Genomic DNA, 22,216 nt, shown 5'->3' with positions numbered 1-22,216 from the left:
CATGTTTAACAAAATCTTAGTTGTCTGCGTGGGGAACATTTGCCGCTCTCCGACGGCAGAGCGCTTGTTAAGGCAATTCCATCCGGCGTTGACGGTGTCTTCCGCGGGCCTCGGCGCGCTGGTAGGCAAGGGCGCCGACCCGTGCGCCATCAGTGTGGCGCAGGCACATAACTTGTCGCTGGAAAACCATTGTGCACGGCAGATTTCGGGACGGATGTGCCGGGAGTATGACCTGATCCTGACCATGGAAAAACGCCATATTACGGCGTTGTGTGAAATGGTGCCGGAGATGCGCGGCAAAGTGATGCTGTTCGGCCATTGGGACAGCGAACGCGAAATACCTGACCCGTATCGTAAAAGCCGTGATGCGTTTGATGCGGTGTATGCACTACTTGAGCGGTCTGCCCATCAATGGGCCCAGGCACTGAATGCGGAGCAGGGAAAACAATGACAGAAAAAGAAAAACAGTCTGCCACGCCGGTAACAGGCAACGATGAAATCGATATCGGACGTCTGGTGGGGACCGTAGTCGAAGCACGCTGGTGGGTGCTGGGCATAACCGCCGCATTTGCGCTGTGCGCGGCGGTCTACACCCTGTTTGCCACGCCGATCTACAGTGCCGATGCGCTGGTACAAATTGAGCAAAACACCGGCAGCTCGTTGGTCCAGGATATTGGCTCGGCGTTATCCAACAAGCCACCTGCTTCTGAAGCGGAAATTCAGCTTATTCAGTCACGACGAGTATTGGGCAAAACGGTAGACGATCTCAATCTGGATATTTCCGTCACCAAAGATTCATTTCCTCTTTTTGGTGCCGGCTGGGACCGTCTGATGGGCCGCCAGAATGAAACGGTCAATGTGAAGACTTTCACCTTGCCAACGTCAATGAATGAACAGGCCTTCACGTTGAGCGTACTGAACGACAAAAGTTATCAACTGGTGAGTGACGGCGGCTTTAGCGCGCGTGGTCAGGTTGGGCAGTTACTGAACCATGACGGTGTAATGATGCGGGTTGAGGCGATTCATGCCAGTCCGGATAGCGAATTTACCGTCAGCAAGTTCTCCACGCTTGGCACGATTAACAATCTGCAAAATAACCTGATGGTGACGGAAACAGGTAAAGATACCGGGGTGCTGAGTCTGACCTTCACGGGGGAAGATCGTGAACAAATCCGCCAGATCCTCGACAGTATTACCCACAACTATCTGCAACAAAATGTGGAGCGTAAATCTGAAGAGGCCGCTAAAAGCCTGGCGTTTCTGGCAAAACAATTACCGGAGGTGCGCAACCGTCTGGACGTTGCCGAAAACAAGCTGAATGCATTTCGTCAGGATAAAGACTCCGTCGATTTACCGCTGGAGGCCAAAGCGGTGCTGGACTCGATGGTCAATATTGATGCCCAGTTAAATGAACTGACCTTTAAAGAAGCTGAAATCTCCAAACTGTTCACCAAAGCGCACCCTGCGTACCGCACGTTGCTGGAAAAACGCCAGGCGCTGGAAGATGAAAAAAACAAGCTGAACGGGCGCGTGACGGCGATGCCGAAAACGCAGCAGGAAATTGTCCGCCTGACGCGTGACGTGGAGTCTGGCCAGCAGGTCTATATGCAATTGCTGAATAAACAGCAGGAGCTGAAGATCACGGAAGCCAGTACGGTTGGCGATGTGCGCATTGTCGATCCCGCCATTGCCCAGCCCGGTGTCCTGAAACCGAAAACGGCGCTGATTATTCTCGGCAGTATCCTTCTTGGCTTGATGCTTTCAGTGGTTGGCGTGCTGCTGCGATCGCTGTTCAATCGCGGTATTGAAAGCCCGCAGGTACTTGAAGAGCACGGCATCAGCGTGTATGCCAGCATTCCCCTGTCGGAATGGCAAAAAGCCCGTGATAACGTGCAGACCATTAAAGGCGTTAAGCGCTATAAGCAGAGCCAGTTGTTGGCGGTGGGGAATCCGACTGACCTGGCAATAGAAGCGGTGCGCAGCCTGCGTACCAGCCTGCACTTTGCCATGATGCAATCACGTAATAACGTGCTGATGCTGACCGGGGTCAGCCCGTCGATCGGCAAAACGTTTGTCTGTGCCAACCTGGCTGCGGTTATCAGTCAGACCGACAAGCGCGTGCTGCTGATCGACTGTGATATGCGTAAAGGCTATACCCATGAGCTGCTCGGGACCAATAACATCAACGGTCTGTCTGAGATCCTGAGCGGCAAGGGTGACATTCCCTCCTGCGCAAAACCGACTTCAATTGCACATTTTGACCTGGTCCCTCGCGGGCAGGTTCCCCCTAATCCTTCAGAACTGCTGATGAGCGAACGCTTTGGCGAGCTGATGACCTGGGCCAGTGCGAACTATGACCTGGTGCTGATCGATACGCCGCCCATTCTGGCGGTGACCGATGCGGCTATCGTAGGGCGCCACGTCGGCACCACGCTGATGGTGGCGCGTTACGCGGTCAACACGCTGAAAGAGGTGGAAACCAGTCTGAATCGCTTCGGGCAAAACGGTATTCAGGTGAAAGGGGTGATCCTCAACTCCATTTTCCGGCGCGCCAGCGGATATCAGGATTATGGCTATTACGAATATGAGTACACCTCGGATTCGAAATAAAGAACCAACATTGCCGGATGGCGACCTACAAAAACATATTTATACCCTAAATAATTCGAGTTGCAGGAAGCCAACGTACATGCAACCTGAAGTATGACGGGGATATCTGGGACAAAAAAATGACGACAGACAACCCGCTAATTTCTATTTATATGCCCACCTGGAACCGCCAGCAGTTGGCTATCCGGGCGATTAAATCGGTGCTGCGCCAGGACTATAGCCACTGGGAAATGATCATTGTCGATGATTGCTCTTGCGAGTATGAGCAACTGCAACAGTTTGTTGAGGCGTTAAACGATCCACGCGTGAGCTATACGCATAACGAGATTAACTCCGGCGCGTGCGCAGTACGCAATCAGGCCATCATGCAGGCCAGTGGGCAGTACATTACGGGGATTGATGATGACGATGAGTGGACGCCGAATCGCCTGAGCACGTTCCTTCAGTGTCGTCATCAACTGGTAACGCACGCTTTTCTCTATGCTGATGATTATGTCTGTGAAGGTGAGGTTTATTCACAGCCAGCCAGTCTGCCGTTGTACCCAAAGTCGATGTACTCACGACGCCGATTCTATAAACGCAATATCATTGGTAATCAGGTCTTTAGCTGGGCCTGGCGTTTCAAAGCATGCCTGTTTGATACGACGTTAAAAGCCGCGCAGGATTACGACATTTTTCTGCGCATGGTGGTGGCCTACGGTAAACCCTGGAAGGTAAAAGAGGCGACGCAGATCCTGCATGTGAATCACGGCGAGATGCGCATTACTTCCTCTCCACATAAGTTCTCCGGTTATTTCCAGTTCTATCGCAAGCACAAAGGTAAATTTGACCGGGCGAGTAAAAAATATCAGCTGTTTACCCTTTATCAGATTCGTAACAAGCGGATGAACTGGCGCACATTGCTGACGCTGCTTTCCATCCGTAACGGCAAACGCCTGGCTGACGGTCTGCGAGGACGTTAAGTATGCTGAGTCAACATGTGAGAGCAAAGGTAATGCAATGAATATTCTGCAATTTAATGTTCGGCTTGCCGAAGGCGGGGCGGCCGGGGTCGCGCTGGATTTACACCTGCGCGCGCTGGAAAAAGGGTGGTCGTCGCGGTTTGTATACGGCTATGGCAAAGGAGGCAAGAAAAGCGCCAGTCACGGGAATTATCCGCACGTGATTAAACATGCGCCGCGTTTGACGTCGGCGGCGAATATTGCGCTGTTTCGCCTCGCAAACCGCGATCTGTTTGGCAATCTCGACAATATGTACCGCACAATCACCCGCACCGCGGGCCCGTTGGTTCTGCATTTCCATGTGCTGCACAGTTACTGGCTGAACCTCGAAGAGGTGGTGGCGTTTTGCCAAAAGGTGAAGGCACATAAGCCCGATATCACCCTGGTCTGGACGCTGCACGATCACTGGAGTGTTACCGGACGCTGCGCCTTTACCGATGGCTGCGAAGGCTGGAAAACGGGCTGCCAGAAATGCCCAACGTTAAGCAACTATCCCCCGGTTAACGTTGACAAAGCACATCAGCAACTGCCCGAAAAACGTCAAATGTTTCGCACGATGCTGGCGCTTGGCTGCCAGTTTATCTCGCCCAGTCAACATGTGGCGGAAGCATTTAACAGCCTGTACGGCGCCGGGCGTTGTCACATCATCAATAACGGTATCGATGTGGCGACGGAAGCGATTCTTGCTGATTTGCCGGTTCAGCATGAGCCGCTGGGCAGACCGAAAATTGCCGTGGTAGCCCACGATTTGCGCTATGACGGCAAAACCAGCCAGCAACTGGTCCAGGCGCTTATCGCGCTCGGTGACAAAATAGAGCTGCATACCTTCGGTAAGTTTTCCCCGTTTGCCGGATCAAACGTCGTCAACCATGGGTTTGAAAGTGACAAACGAACCTTGATGGGGTCGCTAAATCAGATGGATGGGCTGGTGTTCAGTTCGCGGGTTGATAACTATCCGCTGATCTTGTGCGAAGCGCTTTCTATCGGTGTACCGGTTATCGCCACGCACAGTGAGGCGGCACAGGAAGTGCTGGCAAAATCAGGCGGCAAAACATTCAGTGAAGCGGATGTTCTGCATCTGGTACAACTGAAAAAATCAGAAATTGCACAGGCAGTCTTTGACACCACGTTGGCTACCTTTAGCCAGCAGAGCCGGACAGCATACAGCGGACAACAGATGCTGGAGGAATATGTCTCGTACTATCAGGGTCTGTAGCTATCTGGTGTTGCCGCTGCTTTATCTGCTGGTTAACGTCAAGCTTGCGCAACTGGGCGAAAGTTTCCCTGTCACCGTTGTCACTTTTTTACCGCTGTTGCTACTACTGTTCGTCGACCGTATCAATATTAAAAAGCTGTTGATTGCGTTGGGAGTGGGTGGGGGGCTGACGGTGTTTAACTACCTGTTTGGCCAATCGCTGGATGCCAGCAAGTATGTAACGTCTGCCATGTTGTTTATCTATACCGTGATCATTATTGGCATGGTGTGGAGCATTCGCTTCAAAACCATTTCGTCGCATAACTATCCTAAGATTTTGCGTTTATTCTGGCTGGTGGTGGGGTTAGTAGTCGGTCTGGCGGCTGTGGAAATGGCACAGATCATTCTCAGCGGTGGCAGCAGTATAATGGAAGCTATTTCGAAATATCTTATTTACAGCAATAGCTATGTACTGAACTTTATTAAATTTGGTGGAAAACGTACCACTGCACTCTATTTTGAACCTGCATTTTTCGCTCTGGCGTTAATCTCAATTTGGCTCAGCATCAAACAGTTTGGTATCAAAACGCCAAGGACCGATGCTATGATTCTGACTGGGGTGATATTGTCAGGATCGTTTTCAGGGGTAATGACATTTATTTTGTTTTACCTGCTGGAGTGGGCGTTTCAGTATCTGAATAAAGATGCGATAAAAAAGAAGTTACCCCTGGCGATTATCTCACTGAGTGTGTTTATGGTGGGCGTGATATTTGCCTTCCCCTACATCGCGACGCGTCTTGGTGATTTAGGCACTGAAGGCTCTTCATCTTATTATCGCATAGTCGGGCCGTTGGTTATGGTTGGATATTCATTACTGAATGTCGACGGTGTAGTGAGATTTGGCTCACTTTATGAATATGTTGCATCATTCGGAATCTTTAACGGTGCAGATGTAGGTAAAACGATAGACAATGGTTTGTATCTGTTAATTATCTATTTTTCGTGGTTCGCCGTAATATTATCCCTGTGGTACCTGGGAAAAGTAACGAAAATGATGATGAATGCGTTTGGTGATAATCAGAATTATCGGGTGCAGCTTTATCTTTTTACACCGTTGTCGTTGTTTTTCACCGGTTCAGTATTTAGTCCGGAATACGCATTTTTAATCGTATGTCCGTTTATTTTGCGCAAAGCGCTGAATATCGCGAGGTAATTTACATGCTGCTGAGTATTATCACCGTCGCTTTTCGCAATCTGGACGGGATCGTCAAAACCCATGCGTCACTGGCGCATCTTGCGCAGGCGCGCGATATCAGCTTTGAGTGGATTGTTATTGATGGGGGGTCTACAGACGGCACGCCGGCGTTCCTGGAGAATCTCAATGGAGAGCATCAGTTACGTTTTGTCAGCGAGCCTGATAACGGTCTCTACGATGCAATGAACAAAGGTATCGCTATGGCACACGGGCGTTTTGCACTCTTTCTCAACTCTGGAGATATTCTGCATGCTGATTCTGCACATTTTATTCGCCAGTTAAAAACGCAGAGTGATAAAACGATGGTGATTGGCGATGCTTTGTTGGATTTTGGCAATGGTAAAAAAATGACGCGCCGGGCTAAACCCAGTTGGTATATCTACCACAGTTTGCCAGCCAGTCATCAGGCAATATTTTTCCCGCTGACGGGCCTGCAAACCTGGAATTATGACTTGCAATATAAAGTATCATCGGATTATGCGCTGGCAGCAAAATTATACAAGTCCGGGTTCGCTTTTAAAAAGCTGACTGGTTTAGTGTCAGAGTTTTCCATGGGCGGCGTATCGACTACGAATAATCTGGAATTGTGTCGGGATGCCAAAAGAGTCCAGCGTCAAATATTGCGCATGCCCGGTTTTTGGGCTGGATTTTCTGAATACATACGTCTGCGTACAACCGGTAAGACAAAACACTTATATGGTAAAACGTAAGGTTACACTATGCAGGATTTAAACGGCTTCGCGCTGCCGAAAGGTTTTCGCGGCGGCGGTGCAATTAAAGTGCAATTATGGTGGGCGGTACAAGCAACATTATTTCATTGGTCACCACAAGTTATGTACCGCTGGCGTGCATTTTTATTAAGGATATTTGGCGCAAAAATAGGAAAAAACGTAGTTATTCGGCCCTCAGTAAAAATTACTTATCCGTGGAAATTGACACTGGGTGATTACGTCTGGGTGGGGGATGACGCGGTTCTATATACGTTGGGTAATATTACGATTGGGGCTCATGCGGTTATTTCGCAGAAAAGCTATTTATGCACCGGAAGCCATGATTATGCCAGTCAACACTTTGATATTAGCGCCTCGCCAATTGTGATTGGCGAGAAATGCTGGCTGGCGACAGATGTTTTTGTCGCGCCTGGCGTGACGATTGGCGACTGCACCGTCGTGGGTGCACGCAGCAGCGTTTTTAAATCGTTGCCGGCCAATGCCATATGTCGGGGTAACCCCGCAGTAGTTACTCGTAAACGCGTCGAGAACGTTACTCCCTGAAGGGAAATTTTAAGAGGTAATAACATGTCAAAAGTCGCTCTCATTACTGGCGTAACCGGGCAGGATGGTTCTTACCTGGCAGAGTTTCTGCTGGAAAAAGGTTATGAAGTTCATGGCATTAAGCGCCGGGCCTCGTCATTTAATACCGAACGGGTAGACCATATTTACCAGGACCCGCATGCGGGTAATCCCAAATTCCATCTGCATTATGGCGATTTGACGGACTCCTCTAATCTGACCCGCATTTTGCAAGAGGTTCAGCCGGATGAAGTCTATAACCTGGGCGCAATGAGCCACGTGGCGGTGTCGTTTGATTCGCCAGAATATACTGCGGATGTTGATGGGATCGGCACGCTGCGTTTGCTGGAAGCGATTCGCTTCCTGGGGCTGGAAAAGAAAACCCGTTTCTATCAGGCCTCCACCTCTGAACTGTACGGTCTGGTTCAGGAGATCCCACAGAAAGAAACGACGCCGTTCTACCCGCGATCGCCCTATGCCGTCGCCAAACTGTATGCCTACTGGATCACCGTCAATTACCGAGAATCCTATGGCATATATGCCTGTAACGGCATTCTGTTTAACCATGAATCTCCGCGTCGTGGCGAAACCTTCGTCACACGCAAAATTACCCGCGCAATTGCCAACATCGCCCAGGGGCTGGAGTCCTGTCTGTACCTCGGCAATATGGATTCGCTGCGTGACTGGGGACATGCCAAAGATTACGTCAGGATGCAGTGGATGATGCTGCAGCAGGAACAGCCGGAAGATTTCGTGATCGCCACTGGCGTACAGTATTCCGTCCGTCAGTTTGTGAAAATGGCCGCTGCCCAACTCGGTATTACGTTGCGCTTTGAAGGTGAGGGCGTGAATGAAAAAGGCATTGTGGTTTCGGTGACTGGGCATGATGCGCCAGGGGTGAAACCGGGGGATGTGATGATCGCCGTCGACCCGCGCTATTTCCGTCCTGCAGAGGTGGAAACACTATTGGGCGATCCGACAAAGGCACACGAAAAACTGGGCTGGAAACCGGAGATCACACTGCGCCAGATGGTTTCTGAAATGGTTGCTCACGATCTGGATGCCGCGAAGAAACATTCACTGCTGAAATCTCATGGTTACGATGTCGCCATTGCGCTGGAGCATTGAGGATGATGAAACAACGAATTTTTGTGGCGGGCCATTCTGGGATGGTGGGGGCCGCCATCGTAAGGCAACTCGCACAGCGAGAAAACGTGGAACTGGTGCTGCGTACTCGCAATCAACTTAACCTGCTGGACGCCAGTGCTGTGCAGGCGTTTTTTGCCACTGAACGTATTGACCAGGTTTATATGGCGGCAGCCAAAGTGGGCGGGATTGTGGCTAATAATACTTATCCTGCTGATTTTATTTACGAAAATATGGTTATTGAGAGCAACGTAATTCATGCGGCTCATTTGCATAGCGTGAATAAACTGCTGTTTCTCGGTTCATCCTGCATTTATCCGCAGTTGGCCAGGCAGCCAATAGCTGAAAGTGAACTGCTGCAGGGGTTGCTGGAACCCACTAACGAACCGTATGCGATAGCCAAAATTGCCGGAATTAAGCTTTGTGAGTCATATAACCGTCAGTATGACCGTGATTACCGTTCAGTGATGCCGACAAATTTGTACGGACCTCACGACAATTTTCATCCCAGCAATTCGCATGTTATCCCGGCGTTACTGCGTCGCTTTCATGAAGCCTGTGAGCAGAATGCGCCGGATGTGGTGGTGTGGGGCAGTGGCACGCCGATGCGTGAGTTTCTGCATGTGGACGATATGGCGGCAGCCAGCATCCACGTGATGGAGTTAGATCGAGAAGTTTGGCAGGAGTATACCCAGCCGATGCTATCACATATCAATGTGGGCACTGGCGTGGATTGCACTATCCGTGAGCTGGCACAAACGATCGCGCAGGTTGTCGGTTATAAAGGACGTGTAGTGTTTGACGCCAGCAAACCGGACGGAACACCACGCAAACTACTGGATGTGACACGGTTACACCAGCTTGGTTGGTATCACGAGATACCCCTGGAAGCGGGGCTTGCCAGTACGTATCAGTGGTTCCTTGTGAATCAGCAACGGTACCGGGGGTAGCGATGTTTTTACGTCATGAAGACTTTGCCTCCATTGTACGTTCTACTCCGCTGATTTCTATCGATTTGATTGTGGAGAATGCTCAGGGGGAGTTTTTGCTCGGTAAACGCCTTAACCGACCGGCACAGGGCTACTGGTTTGTACCTGGCGGTAGGGTGCGAAAAGATGAGTCGCTACATACGGCCTTTGAGCGGTTAACTACAGCCGAGTTGGGGGTGCGTTTACCGCTGTCCTCCGCTGAGTTTTATGGTGTCTGGCAGCACTTCTATGACGATAACTTTTCTGGTCAGGATTTTTCGACACATTACATCGTGCTGGGTTTTCGTCTGAGGGTGTTGGAAAAAGAGTTACAACTTCCCGGAGAGCAGCACGAGACCTGGCGTTGGATGATGCCGCAGTCGCTGTTAGCGACTGACAACGTGCATGAAAACAGTCGGGCATACTTTATGTCGGAACATCAGGCTGAGGTGCCTGGTTTATGAAGATCCTGGTGTATGGCATTAATTATTCTCCTGAGCTTACAGGCATCGGCAAGTACACCGGTGAAATGGTGGAATGGATGGCGCGTCAGGGGCATGACGTTAGGGTGATTACCGCGCCGCCTTATTATCCCCAGTGGAAAGTCAATGACTGCTATTCATCATGGCGTTATCGCCGTGAAGAGGGGGATGCGATCGTCTGGCGCTGTCCGCTATATGTGCCGAAACAACCGTCAACGATCAAACGTCTGCTGCATTTAGGCAGTTTTGCCCTGAGCAGTTTTTTCCCTCTGATGGCACAGCGTCGTTGGAAGCCGGATCGCATAATTGGCGTTGTGCCGACACTGTTCTGTACACCTGGTATGCGCCTGCTGGCGAAGCTGTCTGGCGCGCGTACGCTGTTGCACATTCAGGATTATGAAGTTGACGCCATGCTTGGCCTTGGGATGGCTGGTAAAGGTAAATTCGGAACAGTGGCAAAGTTGGCTAGCGTCTTCGAACGCAATGGTCTGCAGCGCATGGATCTTGTTTCAACGATCTCTCGCTCAATGATGCACAAAGCTCTGGATAAAGGCGTGTCAGCAGAGAAAGTTATTTTCTTTCCAAATTGGTCGGAAGTGGCTCGTTTTCGTGATGTAACTGACGCTGAAGCTTGGGCGCTGCGCCATGAACTGGGGTTGCCTAAGGATAAAAAAATTATTCTGTACTCAGGCAACATCGGTGAAAAGCAGGGACTTGATAGTGTGATAGATGCGGCAGCCTGGCTCAGTAATCAGCCATGGCATTTTGTGATCGTTGGGCAGGGAGGCGGTAAAGCGAGGCTGGAAAACATGGTCAGCGGGCGGAGCCTGAGTAACGTGACATTTCTCCCGTTGCAACGCTATGAGGTGCTACCTGCGCTACTGAAGATGGGGGACTGCCATTTAGTCGTACAAAAGCGTGGTGCAGCAGATGCCGTTCTTCCCTCCAAACTGACCAATATCCTGGCTGTTGGTGGTAATGCAGTGATTACCGCTGAGCCTGATACCGAACTGGGCCAGCTATGTGACACCTTTCCTGGTATTGCTGTTTGCGTGGAGCCGGAATCGGTGAACGCACTTGTAAGTGGTATTGAACAGACGTTATTGATGCCGAAAGTCAACATAGTGGCTCGTCACTATGCCGAACGCACGCTGGATAAAGAAAACGTGCTTGGTCAATTTATTGCAGATATACGGGGATAAAAGATGAGTCAGTCCAAACTCTTTCCGGTTGTGATGGCTGGTGGCTCGGGTAGTCGTTTATGGCCATTGTCCCGTGTGTTGTATCCAAAGCAGTTCCTGTGCCTTAAGGGCGACCTCACAATGTTACAGACGACAATTTGCCGTCTAAAGGGTGTGGAGTGTGAAAGCCCGGTCGTTATCTGCAATGAGCAACACCGTTTCATTGTGGCGGAACAACTACGGCAACTGCACAAGTTAACCGATAATATTATCCTCGAACCCGCTGGGCGCAATACGGCTCCGGCTATTGCATTGGCTGCATTGGCGGCAACACGCCATAACCCGCAGGGCGATCCGCTGCTGCTGGTGCTGGCAGCGGATCACATGATTGCTGATGAAGAGGCGTTCCGCAAGGCGGTTCTCAATGCTATGCCCTATGCCGAGTCGGGAAAGCTGGTCACATTTGGTATCGTGCCGGATCAGGCTGAAACTGGCTATGGTTATATTCGACGTGGAGATATTTCCCCCGCCAATACCGATGCGGTTGCTTTTGATGTTGCGCAGTTTGTTGAAAAACCGAACCTGGAAACCGCTCAGGCTTATGTCGCAAGCGGTGACTATTACTGGAACAGCGGTATGTTTCTGTTCCGCGCTAGCCGCTACCTGGAAGAGCTGAATAAATTCCGGCCCGATATTCTAGAAGCTTGCAAGAAAGCTATGAGCTTGGTTGATCCCGATCTCGATTTTATTCGTGTAGGTGAAGAGGCCTTTCTCGCCTGTCCGGAAGAGTCTGTGGACTATGCGGTTATGGAGCGTACTGCAGACGCGGTAGTTATGCCGATGAATGCTGGCTGGAACGATGTAGGTTCGTGGTCATCACTGTGGGAAATCAGTGCGCATACTGCTGAAGGCAATGTGCATCACGGTGACGTGATTAGCCACGAAACAGAAAACAGCTATGTATATGCGGAATCTGGCCTGGTGACTACCGTTGGCGTGAAGGACCTGGTAGTGGTGCAGACCAAAGATGCAGTGCTGATTGCCGATCGCAACGCGGTACAGGATGTGAAGAAAGTGGTGGAGAGAATTAAGGCTGATGGCCGGCATGAGCATCATAACCACCGTGAAGTCTATCGTCCGTGGGGCAAATACGACTCTATTGACGCAGGCGATCGTTATCAGGTTAAGCGTATTACCGTTAAGCCTGGTGAGGGATTATCGATGCAGATGCACTTGCACCGCGCCGAACACTGGGTTGTAGTGGCAGGAACTGCGAAAGTCACAATCAATGATGATATCAAAATGATCGCGGAAAATGAGTCAGTCTATATTCCGTTGGGAGCAACCCATTGCCTGGAGAATCCCGGGAAAATTCCGCTCGATCTGATTGAAGTACGCTCTGGTTCTTATCTTGAAGAAGATGATGTGGTGCGTTTTGAAGATCGCTACGGGCGGGTCTAACGGTTATTAAATCCGCCGGGTAAGCGCTGCGTCATCCGGCAAATTACGACAACACTATTTTTGGCCATTTATAGGGTCAGGGCTAACTGTTGCCTGAAGAAGGGTAAATCATGACGGAATTAACCTGTTTCAAAGCCTACGATATTCGCGGCAGGTTGGGTGAAGAACTGAATGAGAATATTGCATGGCGAATTGGTCGTGCCTTCGGTGAATTGCTGAAACCGAAAACGGTAGTACTGGGCGGTGATGTGCGTCTGAGCAGTGAGTCGCTCAAGCTGGCGCTGGCAAAAGGATTGCAGGATGCAGGTGTGGATGTGCTGGATATTGGTATGTCAGGCACCGAAGAGATTTATTTTGCCACATTTCATCTTGGTGTTGACGGCGGTATTGAAGTGACCGCCAGCCATAATCCAATGGATTACAACGGCATGAAATTGGTACGTGAAGGTGCGCGGCCGATCAGTGGTGATAGCGGCCTACGTGACGTGCAACGCCTGGCAGAAGCGAATGAATTCCCGCCCGTCAATCAGGCAAATCGTGGCAGTTTTACCCTTCTCAATCTGCGTGATGCCTATATCAACCACCTGTTGGGGTACATCAACACCAGCAATCTTAAGCCAATGAAGTTGGTGTTGAATTCCGGTAATGGTGCAGCAGGCCCGGTAGTGGATGCCATCGAAGCACGCTTCAGGTTGATGGGGGTGCCGGTCGAGTTTATCAAAATTCACAACACCCCGGATGGCAATTTTCCTAATGGTATCCCTAATCCTCTTCTGCCGGAGTGCCGCGCGGATACATGTAATGCGGTACTTGAGCACGGTGCTGATATGGGGATTGCTTTCGATGGAGATTTTGACCGCTGCTTCCTGTTTGATGAAAAGGGGCGGTTTATTGAGGGGTACTACATCGTTGGTCTGTTGGCAGAAGCGTTTCTGGAGAAACATCCAGGAGCGAAAATCATTCACGATCCACGTTTGTCCTGGAACACGGTGGACAGAGTGGTTGCTGCGGGCGGTACGCCAGTGATGTCTAAAACAGGACATGCATTTATCAAAGAGCGCATGCGTCTTGAAGATGCAATCTACGGTGGCGAAATGAGTGCCCATCACTATTTTCGTGATTTTGCATACTGCGACAGCGGGATGATCCCGTGGTTGCTGGTTGCGGAACTGGTTTGTCTGAAAGGGCTATCTTTGGGCGAACTGGTGCGGGACAGAATGGCGGCGTACCCGGCGAGTGGGGAAATTAACAGCATGTTGGCAGAACCTGCGGCGGCTATTGCACGGGTAGAACAGCACTTTTCGCGTGAGGCGCTGGCGGTGGACAGAACGGACGGTATCAGCATGTCGTTTGTAGACTGGCGCTTTAATTTACGTTCCTCCAATACCGAACCGGTAGTGCGCCTGAACGTGGAATCGCGCGGAGACATTCCGCTGATGGAAGCGCGAACGCGCACTCTCCTGGCATTGCTAAATCAGTAATGCTGGTATTTCCCTTGCCCGATAAGGGCAAGTGGTGACTAACAGGAACCACGATGACACATCTAAAAAAGCGCGAACGAGCCAAAACCAATGCGTCGTTAATATCGATGGTGCAACGCTTTTCAGATATCACCATCATGTTTGGTGGATTATGGATAGTCTGCGAACTGAGCGGTTTGCCTTTCCTGTATATGCACCTGCTGGTAGCGTTAATCACGCTGGTCGTTTTTCAAATGCTGGGCGGGATAACGGATTTTTACCGCTCCTGGCGCGGGGTGAAAATTTCAACTGAGTTGGTGCTGCTGCTGCAAAACTGGACGCTGAGTCTGATTTTTTGCGCGGGTCTGATTGCCTTTAATAACGATTTTGATAATCGGTTTGCGCTCTGGCTGGCATGGTATCTGCTGTCAAGTATTGGTCTGGTGCTGTGTCGTGCGTTTATTCGCTACGGGGCGGGATGGTTGCGAAATCGTGGTTATAACACGCGACGGGTAGCGGTAGCAGGGAACCTTCCTGCTGGACAGATGCTGCTGGACAGCTTTCGCCATGAGCCGTGGTTAGGATTTGAGGTCGCGGGTGTTTATCACGACCCCATACCGGGGAAAAACGCCCGGGATTGGGCGGGAAATCTGCAGCAGCTGGTGGATGATGCCAAAGCTTCGCGTATTCATAACGTCTATATCGCTATGTCGATGAGCGATGGGGCGCGCGTAAAAAAACTGGTACGCGAACTGGCTGATACCACCTGTTCGGTGCTCCTGATCCCTGATGTCTTTACCTTCAATATTCTGCACTCGCGGATTGAAGAGATGAACGGCGTTCCGGTGGTACCGCTGTATGACACACCGCTTTCAGGCATTAATCGTCTGCTGAAGCGCGCGGAGGATATCGTCCTGGCATCGTTAATCCTGCTGCTTATTTCTCCTGTGCTATGCGCCATTGCGCTGATGGTGAAGCTGACCTCAAAGGGGCCGGTAATTTTTCGTCAGACCCGCTATGGGATGGACGGGAAACCGATCAAAGTCTGGAAGTTTCGTTCCATGAAGGTGATGGAAAACGATGCGGTAGTTACCCAGGCCACCCAGAACGATCCGCGTGTGACCCGCGTGGGTAATTTCCTGCGGCGGACGTCTCTGGATGAATTACCACAGTTTATCAATGTGCTGACAGGAGGGATGTCTATTGTCGGGCCGCGCCCACATGCGGTGGCGCATAACGAACAGTATCGTCAGCTGATAGAAGGGTACATGTTGCGCCATAAGGTGAAGCCAGGCATTACCGGCTGGGCGCAAATCAACGGCTGGCGTGGTGAAACCGATACGCTGGAAAAAATGGAAAAACGGGTAGAGTTTGACCTCGAATACATTCGCGAATGGAGCGTGTGGTTCGATATCAAAATCGTTTTTCTGACGGTGTTTAAAGGCTTCGTCAATAAAGCGGCATATTAAGATGAGTTTACGAGAAAAAACCCTCAACGGCGCCAAATGGTCCGCCATTGCTACGGTAATCATCATCGGTCTGGGGCTCATTCAGATGACGGTTCTGGCGCGGATTATTGATAATCATCAGTTCGGGTTATTAACGGTGTCGCTGGTGATTATCGCGCTGGCCGACACGCTGTCTGATTTTGGAATCGCCAACTCGATTATTCAGCGCAAAGAGATAGGTTATCTTGAACTAACCACCTTGTATTGGTTAAACGTTGGGCTGGGGATAGTCGTCTGTATTGCTATGTTTTCGCTCAGCGAAACCATTGCCGATGTGCTTAATAACCCTGGGCTGGCACCACTGATTAAAGCCTTAGCGCTGGCGTTTGTGGTGATCCCGCATGGGCAGCAGTTCCGTGCGCTGATGCAAAAAGAACTGGCGTTCAACAAAATTGGCATGATTGAAACCAGTTCAGTACTGGCCGGTTTTACTTTTACCGTGGTTAGCGCGCATTTTTGGCCGATCGCCATGACGGCCATTGTTGGGTATCTGGTGAACAGTACGCTACGCACGCTGTTGTTTGGCTATTTTGGCCGCAAAATATATCGACCAGGGCTGTGTTTTTCACTTTCATCCGTGTCGCAAAATCTGCGCTTTGGGGCGTGGCTGACGGCGGACAGCATTATCAATTACGTGAACACCAACCTTTCAACGCTGGTGCTGGCCAGAACCCTGGGGGCTGGCGTGGCGGGAGGCTTCAATCTTGCCTGGAACGTGGCAGTTGTACCGCCCATCAAACTGAATCCGATAATTACCCGAGTACTGTTTCCTGCGTTTGCCAAAATTCAGGACGATACCGAAAAACTACGGGTCAATTTTTACAAGCTGCTATCCGTTGTTGGCATTATCAATTTCCCGGCCCTACTGGGATTAATGGTGGTATCGAATAACGTCGTACCGCTGGTGTTTGGTGAAAAGTGGAACAGTATTGTTCCGGTGCTGCAACTGCTGTGTGTTGTAGGTCTGCTGCGCTCAGTCGGAAATCCGATAGGCTCTCTGCTGATGGCCAAAGCACGGGTTGATATCAGTTTCAAATTCAACATTTTCAAAACCTTTTTGTTTATCCCCGCCATCCTGGTTGGCGGAAATATGGCGGGTGTGATTGGCGTCACGCTGGGTTTTTTACTGGTACAGATCATAAACACCATCCTGAGCTATTTCGTGATGATCAAACCGGTACTGGGACCGAGCTATCGGCAGTACATGCTCAGCCTGTGGCTACCGTTCTGGCTCTCCCTACCCACGCTGGTGGTGAGCTACGCGCTGGGAATGACATTGCAAAACAAGTTGCCGTTAAGTGTGTTGCTGAGCCTGCAGATAGCCGCTGGCGCGCTGGCGTTTGTCGTGATGATTGTGCTGTCACGTGATCCGCTGGTGGTGGAAATCAAACGCCAGTTCTGCCGTGGTGAAAAAATGAAAGCCTTGCTCCGTGCAGGGTGAATTGCATGTGTTGTCGTCCGGGGACGGCGAAACCGTCATCCGCACTGATTTTAAGAGGTCATGATGAAGTTACTGATTCTGGGCAACCACACCTGCGGGAATCGCGGGGACAGCGCCATTTTGCGCGGTTTGCTGGATGCCATTAATACGATCCAGCCAGAGACGGAAGTGGATGTGATGAGCCGCTACCCGGTGAGTTCCTCCTGGTTACTAAACCGACCGGTGATGGGCGATCCACTGTATTCACAAATGAAGCAGCATAACAGTGCTGCAGGCGTCATGGGCCGTGTAAAGAAAGTGCTGCGTCGTCGCTATCAGCATCAGGTGCTGCTCTCGCGCGTCACCGATTCCGGAAATCTGCGCAATATCGCTATTGCTCAGGGATTTACTGACTTTGTCCGCCTGTTGTCGCGTTATGACGCCATTATCCAGGTCGGCGGATCGTTTTTTGTCGATCTGTATGGCGTGCCGCAGTTTGAACATGCCTTGTGTTCGTTTATGGCTAAAAAACCGCTGTACATGATTGGTCACAGCGTAGGGCCATTTCAGGATGAACAGTTCAATCAGCTGGCGAACTACGCTTTTGGGCACTGCAATGCGTTAATTTTACGAGAGTCGGTCAGTCTGGAACTGATGAAACGCAGTGAAATAACGACAGAGAACGTCGAGTCGGGTGTGGATACCGCCTGGCTGGTCGACAACCATCACGATGACTTTGAACCGGGTTATGCCGTACAGCACTGGCTACAAACGGCAGCAAAGCAGAAGACTGTCGCCATTACACTACGTGAACTGGCGCCGTTTGATAAGCGTCTTGGAACCACACAACAGCTCTATGAGCGAGCCTTTGCCGGCGTGGTTAATCGGATCCTTGATGAAGGTTACCAGGTGATAGCGCTCTCAACCTGTACCGGTATTGATAGTTACAACAAAGATGATCGCATGGTTGCACTGAACCTGCGTCAGTACGTTAACGATCCGGCCCGTTATCACGTGGTCATGGATGAACTAAACGATCTCGAAATGGGAAAAATATTGGGCGCATGTGACCTGACGGTGGGCACACGCCTGCACTCTGCCATCATCTCGATGAACTTTATGACGCCGGCGATAGCCATTAATTATGAGCACAAATCGGCGGGGATTATGCAGCAACTGGGGTTAGCGGAAATGGCGGTTGATATCCGCCATCTGCTGGACGGTAGCCTTGAAGGCAAGGTTGCCGATACCCTGGGACAGTTGGTTGAACTTAACGTCAGAGTGGCGGAGGCCGTTAAGCGTGAACGTGAACACGGTAGGCGTATGGTGCAATCGGTATTAACGCGTATTCAGGAGGGGAAATGAAAGTCAGCTTTTTCCTGCTTAAATTTCCGCTGTCCTCTGAAACCTTTGTACTGAATCAGATCACCGCGTTTATCGACATGGGACATGATGTTGAAATTATCGCGTTATATCAGGGCGATCTTGATAACACCCATACTTCCTATGTGGACTACCGTCTGGGCGAAAAAACACGATGGTTATTGAAAGAACCGGCTGGCAGGTTGGCAAAGCTGAAATATCGCACCACGACGATGTTACAGGGCATTACCCGGACAGCGACCTGGAAAGCGCTCAATGTCCCACGCTATGGCGATGAGGCGCGTAATCTGATTTTAGCGTCCATCTGTGCGCTTACCCCGCGAGCATTCCAGGCCGATGTCTTTATTGCGCACTTTGGACCCGCAGGGGTAACGGCGGCCAAACTACGTGAACTCGACGTGATCCGCGGCAAAATAGCCACTGTCTTCCATGGTATTGATGTTTCACATCGTGACATCCTTGCCCGCTATACCCCCGAATATCAGAAGCTGTTTCAGCGCGGTGATTTGATGTTGCCCATCAGCAATCTCTGGGCCGGACGTTTGCGGAATATGGGATGCCCACCGCATAAAATAGCGGTATCGCGTATGGGGATTGATATGACGCGTTTTACACCTCGTGAGGTGAAAGCGCCGGGCACGCCGCTGGAAATTCTCTCCGTTGCGCGGTTAACCGAGAAAAAAGGGCTGCATGTCGCTATTGAAGCGTGCCGCCAGTTGAAGGCGCGAGGTATCTCATTTCGTTATCGCATTCTGGGAATTGGCCCTTGGGAGCGTCGGTTACGTACGCTTATCGAGCAATATCAACTGGATGACGTGATTGAAATGTCAGGATTTAAACCCAGCCATCAGGTTAAGGCGATGCTTGAGCAGGCGGATGTCTTCCTGTTGCCTTCTGTCACGGGAATTGATGGTGACATGGAAGGGATCCCAGTGGCGTTGATGGAAGCCATGGCCGTAGGGATACCGGTCGTTTCTACCGTGCACAGTGGGATCCCTGAGCTGGTGGACTCTGGAAAGTCAGGCTGGCTGGCACCAGAAAATGATGCTCAGGCCCTCGCGGAGCGATTAGCGACGGTCAGTATGCTCGACTGTGAGCAAGTGAAGCCGGTGGTGGCGTGCGCCCGCGAAAAAATAGCCGCTGAATTTAACCAGTTGGTGATAAACAAACAGCTAGCCAGCCTGCTGCAAACGATGTAAATCGAGGTTGTATGCCAGAGAAAAAACTCTCCCGACGTACTTTTCTGACGGCAGGTTCTGCGCTTGTCGTTCTCCATTCTCCCGTTGCCCGGGCGCTTAAATCACCGGGTAGCGTCAACATTCAGGAATACAGTCCCGAGGATTGGGTGGCTTCCTTCCGGCAGGCATTTAGAGATGCGCAAACCGTCGTCGTGCCTGCTGGTCTGGAGTGCAAGAATATCAATACCGCAATCGTGATCCCGCCAGGTAAAACGTTGCATCTGCAAGGCGGGGTCAGTAGCAGCAGTCGTGGGCGATTTATTCTGCAGGATGGCTGTAGCGTGACAGGGGGGCAGGGGGGGCGCTTGCGAAATATTACCCTTGATGTTCGGGGCTCCGACTGTGTGATAAAAGGCATAGCTATGAGCGGTTTCGCCCCCGTGGCGCAAATTTATATCGGGGGGAAAACGCCGCGAGCGATGCGTAACCTCACCATTGATGACATTACCGTCACTCATGCGAATTATGGGATCCTGCGTCAGGGGTTTCATAACCAGATGGATGGGGTACAGATAACCAACAGCCGTTTTAGTGATTTACAAGGTGACGCCATCGAGTGGAACGTCGCGATAAACGACAGTGACATCGTGATTTCAGACCATGTTATAGAGCGTATTAATTGTACGAACGGCAATGTTAACTGGGGTATCGGTATTGGGCTGGCAGGTAGTACGTACGACAACACCTATCCAGACGAACTGGCGGTGAAAAGATTTGTGGTAGCAAATATAACGGGCTCGGATTGTCGGCAGTTAGTCCATGTCGAGAACGGCAAACATTTTATCATTCGTAATATTACCGCGCAAAATATCACCCCGGATTTCAGCAAGAAAGCGGGTATCGATAATGCTACAGTCGCTATTTATGGATGTGATAATTTCGTCATTGATAATATCAATATGAAAAATAGCGCAGGGATGTTGATTGGTTACGGTGTGATCAAAGGACGATATTTGTCCATCCCACAAAACTTTAAGTTAAATAATATTCAACTGGATAACACACATCTCGATTATAAATTACGTGGTATTCAGATTTCCTCAGGGAATGCAACTTCATTTGTGGCCATTACCAACGTTGAGATGAAGCGCGCGACGCTGGAGCTGCACAACAAACCTCAGCATCTTTTCTTGCGAAATATCAAGGTGATGCAGCAATCCACAACAGGACCAGCGCTAAAGATGCACTTTGATCTACGCAAAGATGTCCGCGGTAAGTTTATGGCCAAACAGGGTACCTTGCTCTCGCTGGCCAACGTTCATGCCGTTAATGAAGCAGGACAAAGCTCGGTTGATATTGACAGCGTAAACCAGCAGGTCGTGAATGTCGCGGCAGTGAATTTTCGATTACCGGGCTGGTAATTTTACGACCATTCCTGGCTAAAAACCTACCCGGCTAAGAATATGATTACTGCATTCTGCCGGCAAGCGGCGTAACATGCGTCCCAACAGAGTGATGTAATTCATACTGGCTAAAACAAGCTAAAAAGCTATAATTCAGCAATTATTGAATAGGTGAATGACTTAATGATTAATTTAAAAGCAGTTATTCCGGTAGCGGGCCTCGGGATGCACATGTTGCCTGCCACAAAGGCCATCCCAAAAGAGATGCTACCGATCGTTGATAAGCCGATGATTCAATACATTGTCGACGAGATTGTAGCTGCAGGTATCAAAGAAATCGTTCTTGTAACACATGCGTCTAAGAACGCGGTTGAGAACCACTTCGACACCTCTTATGAACTTGAATCGCTGCTTGAACAGCGTGTTAAGCGCCAGTTACTGGCTGAAGTGCAGTCCATCTGCCCTCCTGGTGTGACTATCATGAACGTTCGTCAGGCACAATTACTTGGTCTGGGCCACTCTATTCTTTGTGCCCGCCCAATTATCGGCGACAACCCTTTTGTGGTGGTGTTACCTGACGTCGTGCTGGATACGGCGAGTGCGGATCCACTGCGCTACAACCTGGCTGCAATGGTGGCCCGCTTTAATGAGACCGGGCGTAGTCAGGTGCTGGCAAAACGTATGGCAGGCGATCTTTCCGAGTATTCCGTTATTCAGACCAAAGAGCCTTTAGATAACGAAGGTAAAGTCAGCCGCATCGTTGAATTCATTGAAAAACCCGATCAGCCGCAAACCCTTGATTCAGACCTGATGGCTGTAGGGCGCTATGTGCTTTCTGCTGATATTTGGGCGGAAATTGAGCGCACGCAACCTGGCGCATGGGGACGTATCCAGCTTACGGATGCCATTGCTGAGATGGCGAAAAAACAGTCTGTTGATGCCATGTTGATGACGGGCGACAGTTACGACTGCGGTAAAAAAATGGGTTATATGCAGGCATTTGTGAAGTACGGGCTGCGTAACCTGAAAGAGGGACCGAAGTTCCGTAAGAGCATCGAGAAATTGCTTGGTGTTTAGCTGTCTTGGTCGATATTAATTAGGTTTAGTTGTTTTAAAAAGCATGGAAGATTCTGGGTGATATCTTAGCTGGTTGATGCTTCTCTTGGCTTTTTTATGAGTAACAACAAGTATCGATTGGTGTTTAACCGCATCTTTTTTCCTTGTTTCTTTCTACAATTAATACGACAATATTGAGGAGATCCTGCTGTTCAGG

At 50.3% G+C, this 22,216-nt stretch carries 19 protein-coding genes; all 19 read left to right on the top strand.

All coding sequences use genetic code 11. The features are described from left to right. Position 1: 1 nt before the first annotated feature. The 19 genes from wzb (at position 2) to galF (ending at position 22,020) form a co-directional block, all read left to right on the top strand. Positions 2-451, top strand: coding sequence for a low molecular weight protein-tyrosine-phosphatase Wzb (gene wzb / locus HV261_RS17235; protein ID WP_115602254.1), 450 nt, complete (start codon positions 2-4; stop codon positions 449-451). Next, a complete protein-coding gene (gene wzc / locus HV261_RS17230) occupies positions 448-2,610 on the top strand; it encodes a tyrosine-protein kinase Wzc (RefSeq protein WP_202038961.1) in 2,163 nt (720 codons plus the stop codon). Before wzb ends, wzc begins: the two co-directional genes overlap by 4 nt. A gap of 119 nt (positions 2,611-2,729) precedes the next feature. After that, positions 2,730-3,572 (top strand): colanic acid biosynthesis glycosyltransferase WcaA, encoded by an 843-nt coding sequence (wcaA, locus tag HV261_RS17225; protein ID WP_202038960.1) that lies wholly within the window; start codon positions 2,730-2,732, stop codon positions 3,570-3,572. 37 nt (positions 3,573-3,609) lie between these two features. Then, positions 3,610-4,827 carry a colanic acid biosynthesis glycosyltransferase WcaC gene (gene wcaC / locus HV261_RS17220; protein WP_202038959.1) on the top strand — a complete coding sequence of 406 codons (1,218 nt, stop codon included), beginning with the start codon at positions 3,610-3,612 and terminating at the stop codon, positions 4,825-4,827. Next, entirely contained in the window at positions 4,802-6,019 is a 1,218-nt protein-coding gene (gene wcaD / locus HV261_RS17215; protein ID WP_202038958.1) for a colanic acid polymerase WcaD, read from the top strand. The genes wcaC and wcaD overlap by 26 nt, the downstream gene beginning before the upstream one ends. 5 nt (positions 6,020-6,024) lie before the next feature. Then, on the top strand, positions 6,025-6,771 hold the full coding sequence (gene wcaE, locus HV261_RS17210; RefSeq protein WP_202038957.1) for a colanic acid biosynthesis glycosyltransferase WcaE: 747 nt from the start codon (positions 6,025-6,027) through the stop codon (positions 6,769-6,771). Positions 6,772-6,780: 9 nt separating this feature from the next. Then, the gene (gene wcaF, locus HV261_RS17205) at positions 6,781-7,335 is read left to right on the top strand and encodes a colanic acid biosynthesis acetyltransferase WcaF (protein WP_202038956.1); all 555 of its coding nucleotides are present in this window, start codon (positions 6,781-6,783) and stop codon (positions 7,333-7,335) included. A 24-nt stretch (positions 7,336-7,359) separates the two neighbouring features. Beyond that, positions 7,360-8,481, top strand: a complete 1,122-nt coding sequence (gmd, locus tag HV261_RS17200; RefSeq protein ID WP_137382254.1) for a GDP-mannose 4,6-dehydratase — start codon at positions 7,360-7,362, stop codon at positions 8,479-8,481. A gap of 2 nt (positions 8,482-8,483) precedes the next feature. Next, on the top strand, positions 8,484-9,449 hold the full coding sequence (gene fcl / locus HV261_RS17195) for a GDP-L-fucose synthase (protein WP_048212037.1): 966 nt from the start codon (positions 8,484-8,486) through the stop codon (positions 9,447-9,449). 2 nt (positions 9,450-9,451) lie between these two features. After that, on the top strand, positions 9,452-9,931 hold the full coding sequence (locus HV261_RS17190; protein WP_202038955.1) for a GDP-mannose mannosyl hydrolase: 480 nt from the start codon (positions 9,452-9,454) through the stop codon (positions 9,929-9,931). Next, entirely contained in the window at positions 9,928-11,151 is a 1,224-nt protein-coding gene (gene wcaI, locus HV261_RS17185; protein WP_202038954.1) for a colanic acid biosynthesis fucosyltransferase WcaI, read from the top strand. The genes HV261_RS17190 and wcaI overlap by 4 nt, the downstream gene beginning before the upstream one ends. 3 nt (positions 11,152-11,154) lie before the next feature. Next, on the top strand, positions 11,155-12,591 hold the full coding sequence (cpsB, locus tag HV261_RS17180) for a mannose-1-phosphate guanyltransferase (protein WP_202038953.1): 1,437 nt from the start codon (positions 11,155-11,157) through the stop codon (positions 12,589-12,591). A gap of 110 nt (positions 12,592-12,701) precedes the next feature. Next, positions 12,702-14,072, top strand: coding sequence for a colanic acid biosynthesis phosphomannomutase CpsG (gene cpsG / locus HV261_RS17175; RefSeq protein ID WP_048212033.1), 1,371 nt, complete (start codon positions 12,702-12,704; stop codon positions 14,070-14,072). Positions 14,073-14,125: 53 nt separating this feature from the next. Beyond that, on the top strand, positions 14,126-15,520 hold the full coding sequence (wcaJ, locus tag HV261_RS17170) for an undecaprenyl-phosphate glucose phosphotransferase (RefSeq protein ID WP_137382259.1): 1,395 nt from the start codon (positions 14,126-14,128) through the stop codon (positions 15,518-15,520). Between the two features lies 1 nt (position 15,521). Further along, complete coding sequence (gene wzxC / locus HV261_RS17165; protein ID WP_137382260.1) at positions 15,522-17,000, top strand: colanic acid undecaprenyl disphosphate flippase WzxC; 1,479 nt, start codon at positions 15,522-15,524, stop codon at positions 16,998-17,000. 63 nt (positions 17,001-17,063) lie between these two features. After that, positions 17,064-18,344 carry a colanic acid biosynthesis pyruvyl transferase WcaK gene (gene wcaK, locus HV261_RS17160; protein ID WP_202039716.1) on the top strand — a complete coding sequence of 427 codons (1,281 nt, stop codon included), beginning with the start codon at positions 17,064-17,066 and terminating at the stop codon, positions 18,342-18,344. Continuing rightward, entirely contained in the window at positions 18,341-19,561 is a 1,221-nt protein-coding gene (gene wcaL / locus HV261_RS17155) for a colanic acid biosynthesis glycosyltransferase WcaL (RefSeq protein WP_202038952.1), read from the top strand. The genes wcaK and wcaL overlap by 4 nt, the downstream gene beginning before the upstream one ends. Before the next feature lie 11 nt (positions 19,562-19,572). Further along, positions 19,573-20,961, top strand: coding sequence for a colanic acid biosynthesis protein WcaM (gene wcaM, locus HV261_RS17150; RefSeq protein ID WP_202038951.1), 1,389 nt, complete (start codon positions 19,573-19,575; stop codon positions 20,959-20,961). 165 nt (positions 20,962-21,126) lie between these two features. Continuing rightward, the gene (gene galF, locus HV261_RS17145) at positions 21,127-22,020 is read left to right on the top strand and encodes a UTP--glucose-1-phosphate uridylyltransferase GalF (protein ID WP_048212027.1); all 894 of its coding nucleotides are present in this window, start codon (positions 21,127-21,129) and stop codon (positions 22,018-22,020) included. Positions 22,021-22,216 lie beyond the last annotated feature (196 nt).

Source organism: Citrobacter sp. RHBSTW-00671, from assembly GCF_014103415.1.
Classification (GTDB): domain Bacteria; phylum Pseudomonadota; class Gammaproteobacteria; order Enterobacterales; family Enterobacteriaceae; genus Citrobacter.
Note: the sequence above shows the minus strand (reverse complement) of the source record. Positions and strands in the feature narration are given on the sequence as shown.